Annotated in this window: 22 protein-coding genes and 1 pseudogene; 15 read left to right on the plus strand and 8 right to left on the minus strand. The window is 44.6% G+C overall.

The window, feature by feature from the left end:
• Positions 1-49 precede the first annotated feature (49 nt).
• Positions 50-460 (plus strand): acyl-CoA thioesterase, encoded by a 411-nt coding sequence (locus Q4Q50_RS11490; RefSeq protein ID WP_220591617.1) that lies wholly within the window; start codon positions 50-52, stop codon positions 458-460.
• A gap of 123 nt (positions 461-583) precedes the next feature.
• Positions 584-1,132: an HPP family protein gene (locus Q4Q50_RS11495; RefSeq protein ID WP_006083741.1), complete on the plus strand. Its 549-nt coding sequence runs from the start codon at positions 584-586 to the stop codon at positions 1,130-1,132.
• Between the two features lie 66 nt (positions 1,133-1,198).
• Here Q4Q50_RS11495 and Q4Q50_RS11500 read toward each other — a convergent pair whose 3' ends face one another.
• From Q4Q50_RS11500 to Q4Q50_RS11510, 3 genes are all read right to left on the minus strand, one after another.
• Complete coding sequence (locus Q4Q50_RS11500) at positions 1,199-1,891, minus strand: hypothetical protein (protein WP_311899396.1); 693 nt, start codon at positions 1,889-1,891, stop codon at positions 1,199-1,201.
• 45 nt (positions 1,892-1,936) lie between these two features.
• Positions 1,937-2,203: a GNAT family N-acetyltransferase gene (locus Q4Q50_RS11505; protein ID WP_259544571.1), complete on the minus strand. Its 267-nt coding sequence runs from the start codon at positions 2,201-2,203 to the stop codon at positions 1,937-1,939.
• 62 nt (positions 2,204-2,265) lie between these two features.
• Positions 2,266-2,694, minus strand: a complete 429-nt coding sequence (locus Q4Q50_RS11510; protein ID WP_259528795.1) for an acyl-CoA thioesterase — start codon at positions 2,692-2,694, stop codon at positions 2,266-2,268.
• Between the two features lie 144 nt (positions 2,695-2,838).
• On the opposite strand from Q4Q50_RS11510, the gene Q4Q50_RS11515 reads away from it, so the two are divergent.
• From Q4Q50_RS11515 to Q4Q50_RS11530, 4 genes are all read left to right on the plus strand, one after another.
• A complete protein-coding gene (locus Q4Q50_RS11515; protein WP_311899398.1) occupies positions 2,839-3,234 on the plus strand; it encodes a GFA family protein in 396 nt (131 codons plus the stop codon).
• A 3-nt stretch (positions 3,235-3,237) separates the two neighbouring features.
• Complete coding sequence (locus Q4Q50_RS11520; RefSeq protein WP_311899399.1) at positions 3,238-3,594, plus strand: MerR family transcriptional regulator; 357 nt, start codon at positions 3,238-3,240, stop codon at positions 3,592-3,594.
• A 193-nt stretch (positions 3,595-3,787) separates the two neighbouring features.
• Positions 3,788-4,174: a carboxymuconolactone decarboxylase family protein gene (locus Q4Q50_RS11525; protein WP_311899400.1), complete on the plus strand. Its 387-nt coding sequence runs from the start codon at positions 3,788-3,790 to the stop codon at positions 4,172-4,174.
• Positions 4,175-4,469: 295 nt separating this feature from the next.
• Positions 4,470-5,552 (plus strand): hypothetical protein, encoded by a 1,083-nt coding sequence (locus Q4Q50_RS11530; RefSeq protein WP_012586387.1) that lies wholly within the window; start codon positions 4,470-4,472, stop codon positions 5,550-5,552.
• Between the two features lie 95 nt (positions 5,553-5,647).
• Here Q4Q50_RS11530 and mtnC read toward each other — a convergent pair whose 3' ends face one another.
• Positions 5,648-6,328 carry an acireductone synthase gene (gene mtnC / locus Q4Q50_RS11535; RefSeq protein WP_107403157.1) on the minus strand — a complete coding sequence of 227 codons (681 nt, stop codon included), beginning with the start codon at positions 6,326-6,328 and terminating at the stop codon, positions 5,648-5,650.
• 242 nt (positions 6,329-6,570) lie between these two features.
• Here mtnC and Q4Q50_RS11540 point away from each other — a divergent pair, with 242 nt between their 5' ends.
• Complete coding sequence (locus Q4Q50_RS11540; RefSeq protein ID WP_311899402.1) at positions 6,571-7,728, plus strand: alpha/beta hydrolase-fold protein; 1,158 nt, start codon at positions 6,571-6,573, stop codon at positions 7,726-7,728.
• A gap of 211 nt (positions 7,729-7,939) precedes the next feature.
• Positions 7,940-8,368, plus strand: a complete 429-nt coding sequence (locus Q4Q50_RS11545; protein WP_311899403.1) for a hypothetical protein — start codon at positions 7,940-7,942, stop codon at positions 8,366-8,368.
• 132 nt (positions 8,369-8,500) lie between these two features.
• On the opposite strand, the gene Q4Q50_RS11550 is transcribed toward Q4Q50_RS11545, so the two are convergent.
• Positions 8,501-10,699, minus strand: coding sequence for a TonB-dependent receptor domain-containing protein (locus Q4Q50_RS11550; RefSeq protein WP_311899404.1), 2,199 nt, complete (start codon positions 10,697-10,699; stop codon positions 8,501-8,503).
• A 353-nt stretch (positions 10,700-11,052) separates the two neighbouring features.
• Between Q4Q50_RS11550 and Q4Q50_RS11555 the strand changes: the two genes are divergently transcribed.
• Together Q4Q50_RS11555 and Q4Q50_RS11560 are read left to right on the plus strand one after the other, a co-directional pair.
• Complete coding sequence (locus Q4Q50_RS11555; RefSeq protein WP_311899405.1) at positions 11,053-12,066, plus strand: DUF3137 domain-containing protein; 1,014 nt, start codon at positions 11,053-11,055, stop codon at positions 12,064-12,066.
• 293 nt (positions 12,067-12,359) lie between these two features.
• Positions 12,360-12,569: pseudogene (locus Q4Q50_RS11560) on the plus strand (hypothetical protein); the annotation flags it as partial.
• 12 nt (positions 12,570-12,581) lie between these two features.
• Here Q4Q50_RS11560 and Q4Q50_RS11565 read toward each other — a convergent pair.
• A complete protein-coding gene (locus Q4Q50_RS11565) occupies positions 12,582-14,405 on the minus strand; it encodes a glycerophosphodiester phosphodiesterase (RefSeq protein WP_259529361.1) in 1,824 nt (607 codons plus the stop codon).
• 171 nt (positions 14,406-14,576) lie between these two features.
• Complete coding sequence (locus Q4Q50_RS11570; RefSeq protein WP_311899406.1) at positions 14,577-15,194, minus strand: FMN-binding negative transcriptional regulator; 618 nt, start codon at positions 15,192-15,194, stop codon at positions 14,577-14,579.
• 621 nt (positions 15,195-15,815) lie between these two features.
• Here Q4Q50_RS11570 and Q4Q50_RS11575 point away from each other — a divergent pair.
• The 5 genes from Q4Q50_RS11575 (at position 15,816) to Q4Q50_RS11595 (ending at position 19,799) form a co-directional block, all read left to right on the plus strand.
• The gene (locus tag Q4Q50_RS11575) at positions 15,816-16,613 is read left to right on the plus strand and encodes a TIGR04255 family protein (RefSeq protein ID WP_311899407.1); all 798 of its coding nucleotides are present in this window, start codon (positions 15,816-15,818) and stop codon (positions 16,611-16,613) included.
• A complete protein-coding gene (locus tag Q4Q50_RS11580) occupies positions 16,600-17,091 on the plus strand; it encodes a hypothetical protein (protein ID WP_311899409.1) in 492 nt (163 codons plus the stop codon). Before Q4Q50_RS11575 ends, Q4Q50_RS11580 begins: the two co-directional genes overlap by 14 nt.
• Positions 17,092-17,097: 6 nt before the next feature.
• On the plus strand, positions 17,098-17,808 hold the full coding sequence (locus tag Q4Q50_RS11585) for a hypothetical protein (protein WP_311899410.1): 711 nt from the start codon (positions 17,098-17,100) through the stop codon (positions 17,806-17,808).
• A gap of 676 nt (positions 17,809-18,484) precedes the next feature.
• Positions 18,485-19,054 carry a MarR family winged helix-turn-helix transcriptional regulator gene (locus Q4Q50_RS11590; RefSeq protein WP_311899411.1) on the plus strand — a complete coding sequence of 190 codons (570 nt, stop codon included), beginning with the start codon at positions 18,485-18,487 and terminating at the stop codon, positions 19,052-19,054.
• Positions 19,047-19,799, plus strand: a complete 753-nt coding sequence (locus tag Q4Q50_RS11595; RefSeq protein ID WP_311899412.1) for a siderophore-interacting protein — start codon at positions 19,047-19,049, stop codon at positions 19,797-19,799. The genes Q4Q50_RS11590 and Q4Q50_RS11595 overlap by 8 nt, the downstream gene beginning before the upstream one ends.
• 114 nt (positions 19,800-19,913) lie before the next feature.
• Here the strand turns inward: Q4Q50_RS11595 and hutI are convergent, their stop codons facing one another.
• Positions 19,914-21,140 (minus strand): imidazolonepropionase, encoded by a 1,227-nt coding sequence (gene hutI / locus Q4Q50_RS11600; RefSeq protein ID WP_311899413.1) that lies wholly within the window; start codon positions 21,138-21,140, stop codon positions 19,914-19,916.
• Positions 21,141-21,264 lie beyond the last annotated feature (124 nt).

Below are 21,264 nucleotides of genomic sequence, written 5' to 3' on the forward strand. Positions count from 1 at the left end.
AAGCATTAAATTCATCAGTTTATAGAATAACAATAAAAAGGAAGCCCGAATGTCAGTTACCGAATACAGCCTCGAAATCCACCCAAGATTCACAGAAACCGATGGCCTAGGCCATATCAATAACACAGTGATCCCCGTATGGTGCGAAGCCGCGCGCACACCAATCTTCGAGATTTTTAATCCAGAGTTGGATTTACATCAGTGGAATCTTATCGTGGCCGGCTTTACCGTGGCCTTTATCGCGCCGACTTATTACGGCAAAAGCGTTACGGTGAAAACCTATGTCAGCCGTATCGGCAACAGCAGTTTCGAGCTGACGCAAACCTGCTGGCAAGCCGGCAATAAAACCGCTGAAGTGAAAACTACGCTGGTGCATTACGACTACAGCTGCGAAAAGAGTCGCCCTATTCCTGAAGATATCCGCGAAATGCTCGCCAACCTGAATGGTGAAAGTGCTTAATCTTTCCCGTCTCTCGGTCAGCGCAATTGCAATTGCGCTGCTGAAGCGTTAATTTGTCGACCCGTTAACTGTGATGCAGATCACTTATCTGTATCGCCTCATTTTTATCGGTTCGGATTAACCATGAGATTCTATTTTACCCGCATGCGCTCGAAGGACATTTGCCCACCAAGACAGCCACTTAAAAAGATTGTGTGGTCATGGGTTGGAGCTTTCTGTGGCATTTACTTGGTCGCGAGTCTCGCAAATTATATGAGCGAAAACCTCGTTGGCACTATGTTTGTGATTGGTTCATTCGGCGCTTCAGCTGTACTGGTGTACGGCGCACCGCTGGCAGAGTTTTCTCAGCCGCGTAACTTGATTGGCGGCAGTGTGTTATCGGCCTTAATTGGGGTCGCAGTGTACCAAGTGTGTGGCGATTATGTGGTGCTAGCCAGCGCCTTAGCAGTATCCCTGTCTATCGCATTCATGTACCTGACTCGCACTCTGCATCCACCGGGCGGTGCAACGGCACTGATTGCCGTGATAGGCGGTGAGAACGTACATCAACTCGGCTTTCTCTACGCGTTAATGCCAGTATTTCTCGGCTCAGTATTACTCTTACTGGTCGCGCTGGTGGTCAATAACCTCTCCACCGATCCCAAGCGCCATTACCCTGTGTATTGGATTTAGCTCTGTACAGTACAAGTGTTTTTAAATGTAAAAATAAAGGTTTAAGCTCGGATGCGGCTTAAGGACCTACTCAAGATAGATAAGCAAAAAGGTGCAGTTAAGCACTTTGAAATTAGAATCTTGGATTGGCGTGTAGATATCCGCAGGGCTGAGACCACGCCAAATAGGTCTTTGCTCGTGGGTTAACTTAAACACCTGCTGGGCTCGGTTTAATGTGACACTGAGTTGCGCACCATCGAATTGCCAAGTTCCTGTGTGTTGTTCTAATTCAAAATTATCATTAATGGGCCTCTCATATTCGAGCACGGCTTGGCCTTGAGGCGAAAGATTCAGGGTTGCATCACCCGCAGTACAATGATCTGTTCTGATAAAGTCTGGTGGTAAAGGTTGCAAAGCCTGTTCACTGTTACGTAAGTAAATACCGATATTATTCATACTGAAAAAGTGCTTACCTTCGGCAAATTTATACTCTGTCGGTTCGGCAAAACCTTGGCCTTTGAGGATATTTTCTATCTCAGTGATGGCTTGGGAATCGCGATAAGCGGGATTGGTGGCAATGGCCGTATTAGGGAATTCTGCCGGAATGGCGATGGTACTCTGATTTACTTGCCAGCCAGATTGGATCAAGGCGGTTTCAATGGCTTTTACCTTAAAGGGTTCAATACCTTGGGTAATAAGAATGGCTTGGCGTTGTTGGCAGGCGGACAAGATAAGTAAGCTTACAAGCAGTAAACTTTTACGACATAGGGCGACTGTCATTTAGCGGCACTCCTTTGCTGCGATGTGTTTGCTTATGTTTTAAGTCTAGTTTTTCAAAAACTTCTGCACATACCAGCAGCTGGCTTGGATAGTCAAATCTTGGCTTTTGGCCCATTTAAGCCCGTGGCGAACTAAGCGTTCGGCAAGGCCTTTACCGCGCAGTTCGTTGGGGACAAAGGTGCGGCTAAAATCGATATCTTTGCCTGATAATTGGTATTCCAGCACAGCTTCATAGCTATCGAAAGGGATGATAAAACGCTGTCTATCCTGTTGATGTTCAATTGCTATTTCGATATTTTCGTTATCTGACATATATGCTTCCCTCAAGGTATGGGCTAAAGTGTTCTGGCAATTTAGCTATCGATTTGGTTAGCTTAAGCGACTTCGTGCTGTTTGAGAATCGCCAGCAGTTCTGTGGGCAACTCGGCCTTTTTGCCAGTTTTAAAGTTAAACATCACCGCGACCGAAGTACCTAAGGTGGTTACTGCCTGCTGCTGTTTACTGAAAGCCTGATAATGCATGGTAAATCTATCGCTGTGAATATCGCTAATGCTGACACTCACTAATAGAGTATCGGGGAAGGTCACTGGGCGTTTATAGCGGGCCTGATTTTCGCTGATCACAGGGCCAATACCTGATTTATATAGGGTATCTAGCGGGAAAAGGCGATTGAAGAAGTCGATACGGGCTGTTTCAAAATAGCGGAAATAGACGACGTTGTTGACGTGTTGCAACGCATCCATTTCGCCCCAAGCCACAGGGATTTCGGTCACTATAGGGTGCTGTGCGAGAAACTTTTCCATTGTGTTTGGCATTGAATTGTCCATCTAAAAATGCGAGTTGAAACGCTCGTTTAAGATGGTCAGACTAGCAGCATAAAGAACAAGCGACAAGCCATAGCGTTATGGACATTTAGCGATAACATTAAGCGAAACAAGGAGTCGAGTGTGATTAAACAAGTGGGCAATACTCTTATTCAGCCAAAACACACAGCGTCTTGCCATTGTGGTGCTGTGGTATTGGAATTGTCATTGCCTAATGGCATTGAAAATCCTCGCCGCTGCGATTGTTCTATCTGCCGCCGTAAGGGCGCGATTGTCGGCTCGGTTCCGCTGGCGGGGATCAAGATCCTCAAGGGTGATGATGTACTGAAATGCTATGAATTTAATACCAAAACCGCCAAGCATTACTTTTGCTCCGTTTGTGGCATTTATACCCATCACCAGCGGCGCTCCAATCCCCATGAATATGGTTACAACATTGGTTGCCTCGAAGGGGTCAATCCATTCGATTTAGACAATGTGCCCACGAATGATGGCGTTAATCATCCTGCGGATCGTTAGATTATGAACATAGGTCAGTTTGCTGCACTCACAGGTTTGTCGGCGCATACGCTCAGGTATTACGAGAAAATCGGTTTGCTACGGTCTGTGGTGCGAAATGTGAGCGGGCACCGCGACTATGCGGAAAAAGAAGCAGAATGGATTGGATTTATCAATCGCTTAAAAGAAACGGGCATGCCACTAAAGCAGATTTTGACCTATGCCGAACTGCGTGCTCAAGGCGATACAACCGCAGGCGAGCGACAGCAATTACTTGAGCAACATGCCGCACAATTGGCTGAGCGTATTCGCCAAGAGCAGGCGCATCTGATTGCCCTCGAGCAAAAAATCCGCTATTACCAAACGCATTTCAGTGATTAAGCTTAGCGATTCGGCTGAGTCGCTAAGTTGTGTTTTTAGGTCATAAATTATTAATAGTATTAACTTATATCTGCCTCTGTTGTCTTTTTACTTCAATCAAAGGGCTGCCTATGCTATTCATCAATCAACTGTTGACTTAGAGTTAACTCTAAGGCGTAAGCTGACTTCTGTGGTCAAATCCTAAGGAGTCAAAATGAGTAATCAAAGGTATGTGCAGGGCTTAGCTAAGCTGACTGAAATCGACGGCGAAGCGGGCGAGAAAGTGATCAACAGTCTAGCAAATATTTGCCCCGACTTGGGCAAGTACATTATCGAATATCCTTTTGGGGATATTTATCAACGTGAAGGACTCGATCTTAAGACGCGTGAGTTAGTTACAGTCGCGGCGCTCACTGCATTAGGGTATTGTCAGCCGCAGCTTAACGTCCATATTAATGGCGCGTTGAATGTTGGTTGTGCACCGCAGGAAATCGTCGAAGTGATACTGCAAATGTCTGTTTATGCGGGCTTCCCCGCAGCACTGAATGGCATGTTCGTCGCGAAAGCTGTCTTTGCCGAGCGGGAGTTAAATGTCGTTTGAGTCTATTCTGGGTTAGGTTCATAACACTTCATTGAGGCGATCTTAAGGTCGCTTTAATTTTACTCATAGGTATTACTTCCAAATCCATTTAAACGGTATTTCTGCTCCGCATCATCGACATAGAATCTCGTGGGAGATTCATTTCGCCGCTAAAGGACGATTCGGCAAGTTTTGTTAGTGAATTGCCAAAGTTAGTCGCTACACTGGCATAGTTGACGCGAGTGTCGCCATAGATTTTGCAGCTTACATCGGTAACTCAAGCGTGTCTTAATCGTAACCGGAATTTAAAATTATAATGAATTTAGGTCGTTACACTGAATCTGCCCGCCAGCACTTACGGCAAGTCATCAAGCCTTTGCCTAGCGAGCTCCAGCTAGGGTTGAGCAAGTTGTGGCGCTACCTAAGCCAAGGGTTTGCTAAGTTATCCTTTGCGCAAAAGCTGTATCTTATTGCCTTGATATTGGCCTTTAGTACCGACTTGATGGGTGTGGTCGCCGTGATTGCGGTTATTGCTATGGCCATCGAGTTTTGGCCCGTGTTCGAGCGGGTCTGGCACAGTTTGGCAGGCAAGGCCGTGTTGTTGCTGTTTTACGCTATTATTGCCAACTTTGCCTTAGGTTGGTCTGGCGCCATAGTCAATGAAGTGGTTGGGGTGTCGGCAAGTCATCTGGATTACACCCATAACTTAGCGATTTTACTCTATATGCCCGCTTGGTTTTTAATGGTGAGCGCAATTGTGCTGCTGGCATTGCAGTTGATTATCCCCATCTATTTAGTATTAATTTTTTTGCTTAAACCTTTGGGTGTCAAGTCGTTACGGATCACCTCACATACATCATTTCGTAAAACGACCTTTACGATCCGTATCGTGTTGGCGGCTGTGGTCTTATATCACTTGAGCTTACTGATTGATTTAGAAACCCGTCTTCAAACCTCGTTTGCGGACTTTATTACAACAACCCAAGAAGCCTCTGAGCATAATCCCGTTGAGCCAGCATTAGGGCTTATGCCGCATACGACCGATGTGCTGACGGCACCGATTGCTGAGTTAGCTAAGATTAAGCCCGAGCTTGAAGCCGACAAACCGGCTGATAAACAAACCGCCGATGAGCGCGAAGAAGCGGAACGCAAGCAAACCTATGCGTCGGTGCGGGCGCAATATCAGTATCTCGTGCGGCAATGGTTAGCGACGTTTGCCTTTGCGCTTGAAGCCAATAGCCGTTCGCGTTGTGAGAAGCCCGCCGAATCGAATGTGATCGAGTTAAATGACTATGAGATTTTGCAGATCACGCCGGATAAGAAAGCGGATTATGGTTATCGTTTTGAAGTGAAAAAGTGTATCTCGGCCGCGTTTCCACTGACGGAAAAGGGCAAATAAGCAGACCCATAAAAAAGCGACCATAAGGTCGCTTTCATTTTTGGCTAAATCAGCTTGGCTGAATTAGTCGACTATTGCGTTCTTCAACAATCACGTTATTCAATCAGCAACTCATCGAAGCTGCTGATTTTACGGAACTCACCAGTGCGCTGTTTGCTATCGCGTACCATTTGGCAGGTCATCATGCCTGCAGCTTCGGCAGCCTTTAATTCTTCAATCACATCAGACACAAACAGCACTTGCTTAGGGCTTAAGCTGATAGTGTTGAGGATATTGCAGTAAGCCTGTTTATCTAATTTGTTGCCTGTACGGGTATCAAAATGACCGTTGAACATCTCAGTTAAATCGCCGCCGTCACTGTGGCTGAATAACAGTTTTTGCGCATCAACAGAGCCTGATGAAAAACTGTAAATACGCAACTTTTGCGCGCTAAAACGTTTCACCGCTTCAATAAAGTCAGGGAAGATATGGCCCTTAAATTCGCCATGGGCGTAGCCTTGCTTCCAGATCAAGCCTTGCAGAGTTTTGAGTGGTGTCGCTTTACGATCTTCGCTGACCCACTGCTGCAAAATTTCAGTCACGCGTGCTAAGTCCGCATCTGGCTCTAGGGCGATATCTCGGGTGTCGCAAATACAGTTTTCAACCAATACATTGTGTTGGTTCTGTTCTAAAAAGTCTGGCAAGGCTTTGACAGAATAGGGGAATAGTACATCTTGGATAAAGTTTAGGTCTGTCGTGGTGCCTGCTGTGTCTACGACTATGGCTCTGATACCCATAATGTTTTGATACTCCACAATATGTTGGCTTAAAAATGCAACTCCGATCCTAAGCGTTATTGGTGAAATTGGCTAGTCTATTTCGCGAGTCTTACCACCGCCATCACAACCAAAATGGGAATGGCTAATATTGGGTATGTGTTTGGCGAAAGGGTTAGGCCGTGATATCGGATTTACTTTCAAGAATACGGGTGTTAACTTCGGCTGATACTTATATAGTTGATTTTCAAGGAATGAAATTTATGCGTACGCTATTAATTCTGCTGATGATTTACTGCTTTGCATTCTTCAGTGTGTCAGTAAATGCCGATAATACCTTTCCCGCTCAACCACAGATGTTAAAGGTCAGTTCGAGCCTGTTAACTGAGCCTGCTGATTTTAAGGTGACATTACCAGCGAGTTACCAATCGAAAGCGGATAAACGCTATGTGGTGCTGGTGGATTTACATCCTCGTAGCCATGGCTATCTCGCTGGAATGGAAGACTGGATGAGTCATAACGGTGGCTGGCCTTGGCTGGAAACCATTATCGTGACGGCGCCAGATGGTCATGCAGGCTTAGGTGAGTTAAAAACTTTAGCCATTAAGCAGCAAGAAAATCAGCAGTTTTTGGATTTTATGGAACAAGATCTACTGCCCGCCATCGACAAACAATATCGCACAAATGGTTTTCGGATCCTTAATGGCTTCACTGGCAATGCCACTTTTAGCCTCTACACGCTTTTGAATCGCCCAAGCTTATTTAATGCTTACATCGCCGCAAGTCCGGTACTGGATGATAACTACGCTTTTGTAATGGCAGATGCTGCAAAGAAGCTCGCAGGGATGAAAGGGAAGCCAAGATTCCTTTTTATGAGCACTAGCGACAGTGATTTCGAACAAAATCAGTTAGCTGACTTTGCCAAGCTTGAAGCCATCATCAAAGCGAACGCCACGGATTCTCTCGACTACCGCATCAAGCGCTTCGATGGCACTTACTATATGACCCAACCTATTTTGGCGACAGCTTATGGTATTGAAGCTATTTTTAACGATGTACACCAAGTGCTTAAGCCTGACTCGACCATATCACGTCAAGGCGTAGCCGCTATTTTGGCGCATTATAAAACCCTGTCGAACGACAAATATGGTTTTGACGTGCCCGCTATCGATTCGCTTATCGCGTTGGCAAGTTCCTGCGAGACGACTGATCCTGCCAAAGCTATCGACATTTATCTGCAAACCTTAAAGGCGATCCCAACAGCATTCGAGGCCAGCCATGCATTGGCAAGTGTCTATGCGAGCCAAGGTCAGCGAACTGAAGCGATTAAGTATGAAAAGCAAGCGCTTGAGTTAACGGACCATCCATTCTTCCAAGACAAATACCGTAAACAGTTAGCTGAATATCAGGCGGATAAATAAGTGAATTAACATTTGGCGCTTGCGTTTTACCTGTTTGCTCACCGTATATCGCGCACGGGTTTGTGCTAGCCATAAGACTATGGTCTTAATAGCTAAGGGAAATTTAGCCTGCTATTGTAGCTAAAGTCCCTTTTCTATTCTGTGGCTTGCATGCTGTGGTTTTTCGGGAAATGAGACGGTATATTTTCAGCTGCAAATAGAGAGACCTTCAATGAAATATTTACCCGCTCTTGGCTTTGGTATCTTATTAGCGTTATTGAGTTTTATCAGTTTCTCCTTAGTCGCTAGCGCGGGTTATATGCTGGATATGTTAAGTGCAGTGCCCAAGATTACCCCAAATAGTGTGGAGTACCTGTTGTTAGGGGCTCACGATGCGAGTTTGCTGATATTACTAGCAGGTTTAATGCTTTACGCTTACCACAGGATTTTTCCTCAACTTCCCTTCGATTGGTTCACTGCTGTGTTTATCCAAATGCCACTGGGCTTGGCTGTGTTAGCGTTAGATGGTTTTAGCTTAAACCTATTATCATTCAAAGGTTTTGCGCTGACGCTGACCACCTTAGCCGCTTCCTTTGGGGTGTTAGTCATCTTTTGGTTGTTGCAGCGTAGAGCTAAGCGTTTCGAGGTGAGGTTGAACTAAAAAGTTGAGAAGCCTAAAAAATTATATTTATCATATTCTTACTTGTAAGTTTAGGCCATTAAAGTTGTTTCAATGGCCTTGATTTTGTGAATTTACAATTTAGTCAGAAGATAGTGTTCGTTGATGCATTTTCTAGAATTCATAACTGAGTGCCAGTTTGTAGTTACGTCCAGGTAAGGTTTTTTCCTCATCATCAGGCCAAACTGAGTAATTCTCATCCATAAGATTCTCAATACCTGCCCTGAGTTCTAGGCTCGCTAACCAAGGCGCTTGATAAGTTAGGTATACACTGTGAAGTTGATAGCCTTCTGCATCCATCCCTCTTTTGAGTTGTGCTTCGGGAAGACGGGTCATATCCATAGCAAAACTCGATGTCCATGACAGTCTCAGTTGTGATATCAGCTGCCAGCTAATCCCTAGATTGATTTTATCTTGGGGGGCGCGGTTGTAGGGCTGGCGAATATCTTCAATGGTGCCTAGGTAGAAGTTGGGCATGCCCTCGACATCCATTTTCACTTTGCTGTAATTAGCAAACATATCAATATTATTATATTGATAGGTCAATTCTGCTTCGATACCGCTTGAATAGAGCATGCCAATATTTTTACTGGAATAATCTCTGTGTGTGGCTTCTGTTGGGGAGGCAGGTTCTTTTTGGCCATCAACAATTTTGTACATATAAGGTGCCGTGTCGATATAATTTTCGACTTGGGTATCAAACCAGTTTAGTTTGAATAAGAGCCGATCAGCATAAGCAAGTTCGTTGAATACTAAGCCAAATCCAACTTCATAGTTACGGCTATTTTCGGCCTCTAAGTCTGGTTGTGGTTCGCTGTAGCATTGTTTGCTTGGTCTATGACAAATCCATTCATCTTTCTTGTATAGCTCCCTTAAATTTGGCCCACGAAAGCTTTCACTATAGCGACTATAGAGGCGTAACCAGTCTGTCGGTCGAATGGTTAAGCCTGCATTAGCTGACCATGCATTATCCCTATTCTCACCAAATTGTGGGTAGTTATCGGATTCATTCTGATAGGAGTCAAAGCGAAATCCTGCTTCTGTGCTCAGCCAAGTGCTGTAATCAGATTCATGTCTTAGGCCAAAAGCGAAGGTTTCTCCTTGGCTTTTACCATAGTAAGTGCCATTGGTATTCGTGAGTCGATTAAATTCTTCGTCTTGAAATTGGCTGTAATCGAGATTGGTAAAAAGAGTAACTTCACCACGCCAATGGTTAACTTCATGACTTATGCCATTACTCAAGTTAAGGCCGAAGCTCTTATCCTCGAAAGTATCTTTTTTATCGAATGGATATTCAGTTGGGTTGAGTATGATCTTGCCTTGCTGTTCGCGAACTCTTTGGTAGTCTTGATAATAGACTTGTGCTTGCAGATTGATCCAAGGGGAGTGGCTATCGAGGTGATAGGCCAATGACTGGCTTAAACGCTTACCCGTTTCACTTTCGTTTAAGGGTTGATCAATCCAATTAGTGTTATTACCAAAGGGGAGTTCTGCTATTTTGGAATTAGTGTAAAAGGTATCCGAGTCGAAACGGCCTATTGGAGTTTCCAAATTGAGTTTTAAGCGCAGGTCATCATTTTTGCCATCATTTTTTAATATTTCAGTTTGACCTCTAAGTGAGTCTTCATCATCCCTTGGATTAACTTCGACATCGCCAAAGGTACGTCTATTGGCATGCAATGCGATACCTAAATCTTCAGTCGCATAGTAAGCGGTCATTCCACCGCGCCGCATGGAGTCGACATCACCCATACCAGCTCTTACTAACACGCCTGCCCCCGCGTTTCCAGCGGTATAATCCCACGCATTTTTAGTGACAACTTTAATTTGTCCCCCTATAGCACCGCTTCCCGCTGATATGCCGTCGGCTCCACGAGTGACTTCTACTGCTTTAACGACACTGGGGTCTAAATCGAGCGGGCTAATATAACCATTAGTATTGCTTCCATCGCTATACTGTTTGTAATTTACCCCGTCAACTTGGAGGTTAATCCTTTCATTTCCAAAACCGCGAATACTGATATCCCCCATAAGAGGCCTATCGTTATTATTTACACTGATGCTTGGGGTTTGCATTAATACATCGGTCAGCTCGGACGCTTGGGTATCTTCGATATATTTATCAGTAATAACAGTAATAGACCTAGGAATTTCAAGTGCTTTTTGTTTTAAATCGAGTTTAGTTCCAATAACTTGTATGACCTCTAGTTTAGTGGCTTCTTCTGTCTTCTTATGGATATCTTCTGCAACTGCGTGGAAGGATAAAAAGGGAAGTAAAGCATAATAGAGAGGAGAATATGGATGAGCTTTCATACAACTAAGTCCTTTTATAGAGAGGCTTTAAAAATCGCAGAGATTCTAAGCTTGTAACGCATAAATGCAAACGATTCTCATTTAATTTACATTGTTCAAACAAAGTAAATGTGTTTTGTATGGATGGTTTTATATTTTATAAGATGAGGGATTGCCGAGTTGAAAATGGACGCTGGATTTTAGGATTGAAATGCCTGTGAGGCTCTGAACTAAATTAGAGATTTAATGTGATTGGTATTACTTATTGTTTATTACTAGTAACTGTTTCCAACAGGCTGCTTAACTGTTTTTCGGTCACTAAATTATGTAAAATCATTGGCCTAAATGGATTTGAATCGTAAGAGTAGGAGCCAATGAGTTCGATTGAATTTGATATTCCCGAAGATCACCGTATTGCTTTTCAGAAGTATTACAAACAAAAAGTCGCCCCTAAATGCGCACCGTTTGAAGCTAAACGTGAAGGCGTGAACCAAAGGCGGCGTGAAAATGCCAAGTTCACTACCCCAATCTACTACATAGGTATCACTATTATTTTGGGCGCCTTCGCCGGGCTGCTTGGGGTCCAGTTTATGCTGGTGCCTATGGATTATTTTGTGCCTTTGATGATTGTCGCGTTCTTGCCCGCTCCCGTGATAGCGTTAGCGGTCATTGCCTCGGGTAAGGAAAGCAATGAGCTCTATAATGCCGCCTTTGAAAAACTCTATCCCATTAGCCTTAAGTATTTTGGCGATGACTTTGCGCTAACTAGGGAGCCTAAGGTCGATTTCTCTCCCTTCCTTGAGTTGGGGCTGCTGCCTAAAACCGATAAGCAGTATGCGCAAAATTGCCTTAAGGGAACCTATAACAAGGTGCCGTTTCAGTTTTATGAGGTCGATGCTTACAACACTAAAGCGAACGATAATGGCTCGGTTCAGCGGGAGATCATCTTCAATGGTGTGCTGCTGGCTTGCAATATTCCTAAGCGATTCAATAGTACTACGCTGTTAGTCACAGATAAGGGCAGTTTAAAAAATCGCCTTGAGGGTTTTAAGACTAAGTTGTCGCGCGTCAAGCTTGAGGACGTAAGGTTCGAGCGGCGCTTTGAGGTTTATAGCAGCGACCAAGTCGAGGCGCGCTACTTACTCAATCCCTTGATGATGGAAAATCTGTTGGCTTTGAGCCGCGAGTTAAATGCCGAAGTTGAAGCCTGTTTCTATCAAAAACAGTTGCTGATTAAGATACCGACAAAACACCACTTCTTTATTAATCAACTCGATTTAGATCGCCCCATCGATTTTAAGCGTAATATCGAGCAAATGTTTACCGAGTTAGGTTACACCTTCTCAATAATCAATACTTTAAAGCTTGATAAGCATACTGGGCTCTAGTGCGTTAGGTTATTAACGAATAAGTGCATGGTATCTATTGGCCCTAGTGTTCTAGGGCTATTTAGCGTCAGTACAACTTTGCTGCGGTAGATATGTTCAGCGCCTACTGTGAGCGGTGAGTCAAACTGCATAGGCATGGAAGCAGGTACTCAAGCTACTGAACACGCTGTTGATCGCTAATGGGTTGGGTCTATGCTAGCCGAGCTTTTCCTTCGCTTGAATCATATCAATCACAATCTTCAATATAGCCTGTCGAAGCTTTCTACAGGCTTGAGACACCATAACAATGAATCCCGAAACTCCCCTTCGATTGGTTCACCGCTGTGTCCATCCAAATGCCACTGGGTTTAGCTGTGCTGGCGTTAGATGGTGTTAGCTTAAACCTATTGTCATTCAAAGGTTTTGCGCTGACGCTGACTACCTTCGCCGCTTCCTTTGGAGTATTAGTCATCTTCTGGTTACTGCAGCGAAGAGCTAAGCGCCTTGAGGCTATGCCCAGCTAATCGTTGCGGCATTTACAGTACATAACGTAGGCGCAGTGCCGTCTGCTCAACGGGTGACAGTGATAGCCATTGTTCTCGTATTTCCACCGCTTCCTGTGGATAGTCGGTGATCAGTACATCGGCTCCCAGTGCTAACATGCGTAGCATTTGCCGTGGATTGTTCACTGTCCATACATGCACTTGCTTGCCGCCCTTATGCGCTCTGGCGATAAACTTCTCATTGGTAATCGACTGATTTATCGCTAGGAATTGCGCATTCGACTTAATCGGGTCGCCGATAGATTGGGTGACAATCAACCCTGTTTGGATTGAAGGGTCTAGTCGTTGCACTTCTTCAATGGCTCTTGCTTCGAGCGAGGTAATCACTACTTGTTGTGTCATTTTCTGTTGTTGCAGTAGGGCAACAACAGCCTGCGCTAAGGTGGGATCGGCTTGATTATATTTAAGCTCAATATTCAAACCTATCTTATTGCGCGCCTCATTGAGCATTTGTAGTAGTGTCGGCACGGATTCACCTGCAAAGGCGGCACTGTGCCAGCGACCCGCATCGAGTTGTTGTATTTCACTGGCGCTGAGATTGGCTACTCGCCGTGGATCGCCCGCGATACGCATTAAATCCGCATCGTGCAGCACCATTAAGGTGCCGTCAGCGGCGGTTTGCACATCTATTTCAGCATAATCGGCCTTTTCTGCAATCGCTAAACGCAAAGCCGCAAGGGTATTTTCTGGTGCCCTAGCGGCCCCCGCTCGGTGGGCTGAAATGAGGATTTCATCCCTTTGTGGCTCACTGCTTAGGGCGTACACTCCAAATCCCAGCATGATTAAAAAAGTCGTAACCAAGACGCCACTTAGAGTGTAAATCGACAGCTCTGAAGTCTTTTTTACTGTCTCTCGTCCAAGGCGTTCTAACCCTGCAGGTTTCTCTCCCAGTTGGCGGTATAACAACAAGATGATAAAGGCTTCGCCAAACATGCCGAGTAAGGACCAGGTTGCACTCAGCATAAAAATCAGTGCAGAGACGAGGGCCAACATGGCTAATTCTGCCGAAAGTGTCAGTGAAACCCGGTCGAGTAAGCTATCGGCCCCCCATGAGATCAACAGCATTAAGGGGTACAGCAAAGCCCCTATCCTTAACCACCATCCCGCCGCGTGCCACATAATCGCGCGTTCATTGCCCGCGCTTAACTGCCAACTGCGTTTGAGTGCCGTTAATGCATCGGTTGTTTCACTGACAATTATCGTCAGGGAAAAGGCCGCTTTGGCCCACAGATATAAGCTAATAAGTAAATAGAGTAATGCTAAGAAGGCCATGCTCGATAAGGCTAAATACCATTCTACTGGCTTGAAATACAGGTAGTAATTGATGTCGTGTCCCTGTAGAAACACGCTGAAAATGAGATACCCTAATCCCATAAAAGGTACGCTGAGCAGCAGTAAGCAAGCCGCATATATGCAACCAAGGCGAATGAATACGGGTAAGCGCGCCGTGGCGAAAATCAGTGCCCGCACTGGGCCAATGGGAATATCGTATAACCCTGATGCGGCGAGAATCGTGACCCCAGCGCGCTGGGTAAAAAACACGGTAAAGCTGCTGAATAGGGTAATGATCATAAATAGCAAGCCATAGGGAGACATGGCGAAGGCGATTAAGTCGTAATTGGTTATGGTGACATTGCCCGTTTTGGCAATCAGATGGCGCAGTAGCCAGCCAAAAGACGGGACGATAATGCCCGCCGACACTAAGGTAAATAGCAGTTCAAATTCAATGAGTTTTCTACCGCAACGACGAATGGCTTTAAGCGTGTCATGCCAGTAACTGTGTTCAGGATTGAGCATGCAGCTTCCTTATTCGTGCGAGTTAGGACTGTAATTTAGCAGCGTTTCAGGTTGACGGTTAGTCATTGGTGCAATGTTTTAGATATGGGCAGGCCGTTAAAGTCTTCTTTTCAATGATTTTACAGAATACGTATAAGTGACTAATCAAAGTATTGGTTTAGCTGCATGGGCTCAGCCATTGCCTTTGCCGATATCTCGTTGATTCATATAGTGGGCTAATTGTGTCGCATCGGCATGGGGGCTGGCACTTAAGCCGCTGAACACACCCTGTTGATCGCTAATGGATCTATGCTGGCCGAGCTTTTCCTTTGCTTGAATCTCATCAATCACAATTTTAAAGCCGACGATAGCTTGGCGCAGTTTCTGCTGATACTCATCTGGCATAATTTGTTTATCTTGCAATAGCTTGGGTTCGTACTTCGCCACTAACTTGTCCAACATGTCTTGGGTTTCGGTATCACTCAACAGACTTGCGACACCATAACAATGCACCGCCGCATAATTCCATGTAGGCACCGCAGGTTTAGCATCATACCAAGTTGGGGAAATGTAAGCGTGTGCGCCGCTGAAAACCACTAATACCCGCTGCTTTTCAAGCTCTTGCCAATGTGAGTTCGCTCGCGAAACATGGCCATACAAGACGCCTTTCTCTCCCGATGTTGCATCGAGTACAAAGGGAATATGGGTCGCATTCAGTGAGCTCGAAACCAGTAAACCAAAGCTGTTTTGCGTGATAAAAGCTGTGATGGCCTGCTGATCTGTCATCGCCATATTCTTAGGGGTATACATTATCATCCTTGGGTTTCAACATGAGTGAAAGCGTTATATTACAAGGAAAAAGTCGGGAGTCGATAGGGGATTTAGAGTGTTAGTTTGTGGCTTATTAAAATCAAAATCGTATGGACTTAAACTCGGACTCGGAGATTAAACACTCGCATTACTGTGACTCGCAGCAAGTACATCCGTGTATGCTCGAACGTGGCATCCATGCCGCGGACGTTCACATCCATGCGAGTGCTTAATCTAGTTAAGACCTGCGTATACATCTAGCCTCGTTAAAATCCGTGAATCAGACTTGCCTAGTCTGGTTCACGCCCTGCACACGATCATTTTTAATGAACTTCTGGCTAACCAATTTTTGCCCCAAAATTAGTTAGATTAAATACTCTAAATAATCTAGGGGCCTACGTTTGCCTTACCAAATCTAATCCGATTTCAAGAAGTGTGGACAAGTGTTACTAATGCTGACTCGGTTTGGACCTCATTTACATTGTGGCGAAGAGTGTTATCTGTTAACAAAATCTATTAATAATTCGGGACTTCTTTTTCACAAATGGTATACTTGCGACTACTTAACCTACTATATTTAGTTAGCTAATATTATCCCATCTAAGGGAGTTCACATTCAAAATGCCTTTTGAACAAAAGCCTAGAGTGCGATTCCGCAACGATCCACTGGTTGAAGTCGTATGTCAATTTGTGTTCGTATCCGAAATTGAAGACATCAGAAGTGGTAGCGCAGAAAAACTAGTAAAACTACATGATTCAATAAAGGGCAAGTTACCTTTATTCAAAAAATCAAAAAATGTTAGTTTAGAGGTCAACACGGATACGCAATCGGTTTCTCAAGTTGAGGCTCCTGTTTATGAGTTTTCATCAATCGATGAGACTGTTAGGGTTGTAGTTTCTCCTGATTCCGTAGCATTTGTCACAACAAAGTATGAATCTAAAGAAGTGTTCTTTGGATATATTTTTAGTGTTTACGATGCGTTAGTACATGTTGGCATGGGATTACCAATCAAGAGAATTGGACTGCGTTATAAAGATGTAATCCAGAGAAGCCGACTGACCGAAAATGGTGAATCTCTGCAATGGAATGAGCTACTCAAAAGCTCTCTGGTTTCTATACTGGAAGAGGAAGAGTTAGCCAAAGCCCAGATTTTAGGGGCGCATTCAAACTTTACAATAGTTCTCGATAGTATCGACAAAAACGCAAAAATGAATGTGAATTGTGGAATTGTAAATCACGCTCAATCGCATGAACAATGTTTTATGATAGACAGTGATTACTTCATAGAAGGGATTTTTGATTATGACTCAGCAAGCGACTTTTTACACAGAGCAAATGTCAAAGCCAGAGATTTTTTTCAATGGTGCATCACCGACAAGCTATACGAAGCTCTCAGCCCCGAGCATGTCGAGTCTTGAAAGCTTCGGTAAGAAATTTGCTGCGGTCACATGTACTGCTGCATCACTTTTTATCACAATAGGTCTAGCACCAACTAAAGACGTTTTTGACTCAACTCATACAAGCTTTGAGAAAAGTTGGAGCCTAGAGAATTCTGCGACAAAAGAAGTCATCGTCAGTGACTCTGTGGCGCGAAAGCTACCTTGGTTAAGTGAATTTTACCAAAATGCTAAATCAGCTAACACCGCTAGCGAAGTTTTGCCTGCTATATCTGGAATCAAACAGCTTTTTGCAAAAGAACAGTATGATCTTGTAAGTGATATTTTATTGGAAATGGAAATCAATAAATTGAGCCCCACCGCAATGGTAGCCATGATCAGTGCTGCTTATCCTGCAAGACATAAGTTAGATAGTTGGTCATTGGGCGTAGCAAAAGTAAAAATTGCTTTGGCAAGTGATGGTCTCGAACCTGATCAGATATTGAAAGGTTTAATTTAACACTAGATGCTTATTAACTTACCAAACGAAAAAGCTTTTGCTGAGGTTGACGCAGTAGGTGTAGCGTTGGCTCAGTATCAAGGTGAACAGAATCATATTGCTATACTATTCCACAGCGACGAAGGTGTAATGCTTTTGCATGTGGGTGATCATAAACAAAACCTACTTGAGCCACCTTCAAGTAAATATACTTGGTTAGATTTGGGAGAAGATTTTCATCCAATTCGAAAACAAGTGATTCTTGCTCACATACAGCACATTGCTCTAGAAAACAGAGATACCGATATTCGGTATGGACTAGATCATGCTGTATATTGTTTAGATCCAGAAACTGGCAAGTTAAATAGTAATTATGATAGTTCTATTGGGTTTACATGTGCGACATTTGTTATTGAAGTGTTTTTGACATGTGGGGTAAAACTCATAGACTGGGATAGTTGGCCATCTGCTGATGAAGTTCATACTAGTTTTCAGAAAAAAGTATACAGTTACCTTGAGTATCTTCATTCCCAAAACCCAGAAAGGGTTACAATAGAGTATCTAAAAGCCCAACAGAGCAACATTGGTAAGTCTAGATTCTTGCCACAAGAAATAGCAGCTTCGGTACACAGTTCAGAACCATCGAAAAAAGAGGACATAGACGAGAGTGCGTCTTCCATTCACGTCCAACTGACTGACTATACAAAGCAATATTATAGTCAGAGGCAATCTGCATAAACATGAATTGAAGTGCCATTATATAAATAAATCAACAACTTATATTATCAATATTGAGTTCAATTTTATCTGCTAACGTATTTTTTCGTTAAATGTACTGATATTAAGACGCCCCCTTTGTAACAAAGGGGCGTTTTTCAATTTGCCATACCTGAAGTTATTTATGAATTTCTAATATTCGATTTCCCGAAACTGATTTCTGTCCAAAAATCAGCTAGTGAATCACTCTACACCAGACTGATTCATCACTCCGCTAAAACATGCCCTTAAGCCCTGTTATCGGGTATTGGAGGGCATTTTTTTTACCCTAAAATGAATCAAATCTTTTAAGAACTGATTCAAGCTATCTTGATGACGCCACATTATCAACATAACGAGTTTGTGATGGTGGCGCAGTTTCCTGTAACGCAAATTGCATCAGGCTAATGGCTAAATTAGGTCATCAATATGCACGGGAGTTGATGAGATTAAGCACTGGTTTGTAAGTGACCGTTCGTGACAGGGATGTCACGGCCGAGCCCTCAAGGATGAGTTTATGGCGTGTCACTGGAAAGCCAGTGCTTAATCATTTTCTGGTTATTTACACATTGCCTCACACTCAGGATATTGTTGCTTAGTTGACACAATCAACTAATCTCGATATTGTTGATACTGTCAACTATATCGAGAGCCTTCTATGCCTTCTATGCCTTCATTGTCACTCAGTGAAACTTTGCACAGATTAGTGCATGCCTACAAAAAGCAATTGCGTAGCGATATTGCTGCACAAGAGATCGATTTACCTGTCACTCATATCCGTGCCTTGAAGGGGGTGTGTCGCAATCCTGAATCGACAGCCCAGTCTATTGCCCTGCGAATGCAGCGGGATAAAGCACAAATTACCCGTGTTCTTAATGAGCTACAGCAGGGCGGGTTGATCACTAAAATCGATAACCCAAAGGATGGCCGCAGCCAGTTGCTGCGACCCACGGCTGAGGGGGAAAAGATCATGACTCAGATCAATGCCTCAGAACGTAAAACCGTGGCGCGCATGACGCAGGCGCTCAGTTCAGCCGAAGTCGATACTTTTATTAAACTTGCCAATCGGATTAGCAAAAGTGTGGATGAGGCGATTGCCGCCAAAAGTGAAACTGATTGCCTTACTCAAAAAAGACCATCTAGTCAGCCAAAAGACATGACTGGCAAAGGAGCCATTGAGTTGCGCTTAACGGCAGAAAACGCCATAGGAGAAAATCATAATGAATAAACCTGCACCGCGTGAGCTAGAAGTGATCCGCTCCACTTATATCACTCCGCATATGTTACGCATGACCTTAGGCGGTGCGGGATTCGCTGGATTTCCTATTGATCAAGAGAGTGCCTATATCAAGTTGTTATTCCCACAAGCGGGTGAGCGTCCATTAATGCGAACCTACACAATTCGCCAGCAACGCAATGATGAAATTGATGTGGATTTTGTACTGCACGATACCGACGGCCCTGCATCGAGTTGGGCGAAAACGGCGCAGGTGGGCGATATTATTCAAATCGGCGGACCTGGGCTTAAAAAACTGATTAACCTTGAGGCAGATTGGTTTTTACTCGCAGGTGATATGACAGCCTTACCCGCAATTAGCGTGAACTTGGCACAATTGCCAAACAATGCAATGGGTTACGCTGTGATTGAAGTGCTAAGCGAAGCCGACATTCAGCCTCTTGTGCATCCCGAAAATGTTGAGCTGCATTGGGTGATTAATCCTGAGGCCGATCCCGAAGGTCGCCCTTTGGTCGAGCGGATTGCCCAATTACCTTGGCTTACTGGCGAGCCCGCCGTGTGGATTGCCTGTGAATTTAATAGCATGCGCGCGTTAAGAAGGCATTTTAAGCATGCGCATTCATTGCCGAAGAGTCATTTTTATACCTCGAGCTATTGGAAAATCGGTTGTAACGAAGGTGAGCATAAGCTGGTAAAACAAGAAGATGAACAGTTAGAAAATGGGGCCAGTGTTTAAGCTTAAATCCTTTTTAAACTAACCGAGCCATTAAACAAGATAAGGTCGCCAAGTTTGATTTTGCGACCTTATTTTGTTTGCTACTTATGCACATTTGCGGCGAGTACGCGCATTCTATTGATGAACTAACTTACCGTTTTTTACTACATCTTTGCAGGGATTCACGCCGTAGGAATAGGCAAGTTGTGCAGGCGTGGCGATATCCCACAGACAAAAATCGGCTTGTTTGCCGACCACTAAGCTGCCAACATTCTCTTCAATCCCAAGTGCCTTGGCGGCATTGAGTGTTAAACCCGCAAGCGCTTCCTCTGGCGTTAAGCGGAACAAGGTGCAGCCCATATTCAGCATCAATAGGGTCGAGCAAATCGGGGATGAACCTGGGTTGAAATCGCTGGCGAGCACCATAGGTACGCCGTATTGGCGCAGTAAATCGACAGGTGGTTTTTGGGTTTCCCGCAAAAAGTAAAATGCGCCCGGCAGCAGTACGGCGCAGGTGCCACTTTCACTTAAGGCTTTAACGCCTGCTTCATCTAAGTACTCGATATGATCCACAGACTTAGCGCCAAGACGTGCGGCCAGTGCGCTGCCGCCCATATTGGTTAGCTGCTCGGCGTGGAGTTTAATCTCTAAGCCCGCCGCTTTGGCTGCGCTGAGTACCCGTTCGGTTTGCTCAAGATTAAAGGCGATATTCTCGCAGAACGCATCCACCGCATCGGCAAGATTTTCGGCGATCACTGCGGGTAGCATCTTATTGATAATTAAGTCGACATAGCCGTCGCTATTGTCTTTATATTCTGGCGGAATCGCATGGGCGCCAAGGAATGTGGTCTTTACATCCACGTGGTGATGCTTGCCGAGCTCGCGGGCGACACGCAGGATTTTCAATTCAGTTTCAGTATCTAAGCCGTAACCCGATTTGATCTCAACCGTAGTCACTCCTTCTTTGGCTAGGGCGTTTAAGCGCTGACGGCCGAGTTCAAATAATTCTGCTTCATCCGCTTCGCGGCAGGCCTTAACGGTCGAAATAATACCGCCACCTGAGCGGGCAATTTCTTCGTAACTTGCGCCTTGTAGGCGTAACTCAAATTCATTGGCGCGATTACCGGCAAAGATTAAGTGGGTGTGGGCATCAATCAATCCTGGGGTGATCCAGCCGCCTTTGCCTCTGTAAACGGGAATGGACAACACATCGAAGGCGGGCAGTTCGCTGCGGGGGCCAAGCCAAGCAATTTTCCCATCTTTTACTGCGATAGCCGCGTTGGTGATCGCGCCATAAGGTGCTGATATGGAAGGGTCCATTGTGGCTAAGTTAACGTCAATCCAAACCTGATCCCAAGACATGTATTCCCCTCGCTGTGCTGGCAGATGTTAACCAAGTGATTAACGGTTTATTAAATTTATGTGAGCTGGCTTGTATTTACTTGTATATACAAGCTAGGATTGTAGCCGCAATTTTCACCGTTTG

The sequence above is a fragment of the Shewanella scandinavica genome, from assembly GCF_031932065.1.
In the GTDB taxonomy this organism is placed as follows: domain Bacteria; phylum Pseudomonadota; class Gammaproteobacteria; order Enterobacterales; family Shewanellaceae; genus Shewanella; species Shewanella baltica.

Excerpts from the sequence above, each read along its gene's own strand:
- Q4Q50_RS11575 (WP_311899407.1), top strand. The coding sequence starts at position 15,816 with ATGCCTTTTGAACAAAAGCCTAGAGTGCGATTCCGCAACGATCCACTG.
- Q4Q50_RS11590 (WP_311899411.1), top strand. The coding sequence starts at position 18,485 with ATGCCTTCTATGCCTTCATTGTCACTCAGTGAAACTTTGCACAGATTA.
- Q4Q50_RS11520 (WP_311899399.1), top strand. The coding sequence starts at position 3,238 with ATGAACATAGGTCAGTTTGCTGCACTCACAGGTTTGTCGGCGCATACG.
- Q4Q50_RS11550 (WP_311899404.1), bottom strand. The coding sequence starts at position 10,699 with ATGAAAGCTCATCCATATTCTCCTCTCTATTATGCTTTACTTCCCTTT.
- mtnC (WP_107403157.1), bottom strand. The coding sequence starts at position 6,328 with ATGGGTATCAGAGCCATAGTCGTAGACACAGCAGGCACCACGACAGAC.
- Q4Q50_RS11490 (WP_220591617.1), top strand. The coding sequence starts at position 50 with ATGTCAGTTACCGAATACAGCCTCGAAATCCACCCAAGATTCACAGAA.
- Q4Q50_RS11565 (WP_259529361.1), bottom strand. The coding sequence starts at position 14,405 with ATGCTCAATCCTGAACACAGTTACTGGCATGACACGCTTAAAGCCATT.
- Q4Q50_RS11570 (WP_311899406.1), bottom strand. The coding sequence starts at position 15,194 with ATGTATACCCCTAAGAATATGGCGATGACAGATCAGCAGGCCATCACA.
- Q4Q50_RS11580 (WP_311899409.1), top strand. The coding sequence starts at position 16,600 with ATGTCGAGTCTTGAAAGCTTCGGTAAGAAATTTGCTGCGGTCACATGT.
- Q4Q50_RS11540 (WP_311899402.1), top strand. The coding sequence starts at position 6,571 with ATGCGTACGCTATTAATTCTGCTGATGATTTACTGCTTTGCATTCTTC.
- hutI (WP_311899413.1), bottom strand. The coding sequence starts at position 21,140 with ATGTCTTGGGATCAGGTTTGGATTGACGTTAACTTAGCCACAATGGAC.
- Q4Q50_RS11500 (WP_311899396.1), bottom strand. The coding sequence starts at position 1,891 with ATGACAGTCGCCCTATGTCGTAAAAGTTTACTGCTTGTAAGCTTACTT.
- Q4Q50_RS11510 (WP_259528795.1), bottom strand. The coding sequence starts at position 2,694 with ATGGAAAAGTTTCTCGCACAGCACCCTATAGTGACCGAAATCCCTGTG.
- Q4Q50_RS11555 (WP_311899405.1), top strand. The coding sequence starts at position 11,053 with ATGAGTTCGATTGAATTTGATATTCCCGAAGATCACCGTATTGCTTTT.
- Q4Q50_RS11505 (WP_259544571.1), bottom strand. The coding sequence starts at position 2,203 with ATGTCAGATAACGAAAATATCGAAATAGCAATTGAACATCAACAGGAT.
- Q4Q50_RS11595 (WP_311899412.1), top strand. The coding sequence starts at position 19,047 with ATGAATAAACCTGCACCGCGTGAGCTAGAAGTGATCCGCTCCACTTAT.
- Q4Q50_RS11525 (WP_311899400.1), top strand. The coding sequence starts at position 3,788 with ATGAGTAATCAAAGGTATGTGCAGGGCTTAGCTAAGCTGACTGAAATC.
- Q4Q50_RS11585 (WP_311899410.1), top strand. The coding sequence starts at position 17,098 with ATGCTTATTAACTTACCAAACGAAAAAGCTTTTGCTGAGGTTGACGCA.
- Q4Q50_RS11545 (WP_311899403.1), top strand. The coding sequence starts at position 7,940 with ATGAAATATTTACCCGCTCTTGGCTTTGGTATCTTATTAGCGTTATTG.
- Q4Q50_RS11495 (WP_006083741.1), top strand. The coding sequence starts at position 584 with ATGAGATTCTATTTTACCCGCATGCGCTCGAAGGACATTTGCCCACCA.
- Q4Q50_RS11530 (WP_012586387.1), top strand. The coding sequence starts at position 4,470 with ATGAATTTAGGTCGTTACACTGAATCTGCCCGCCAGCACTTACGGCAA.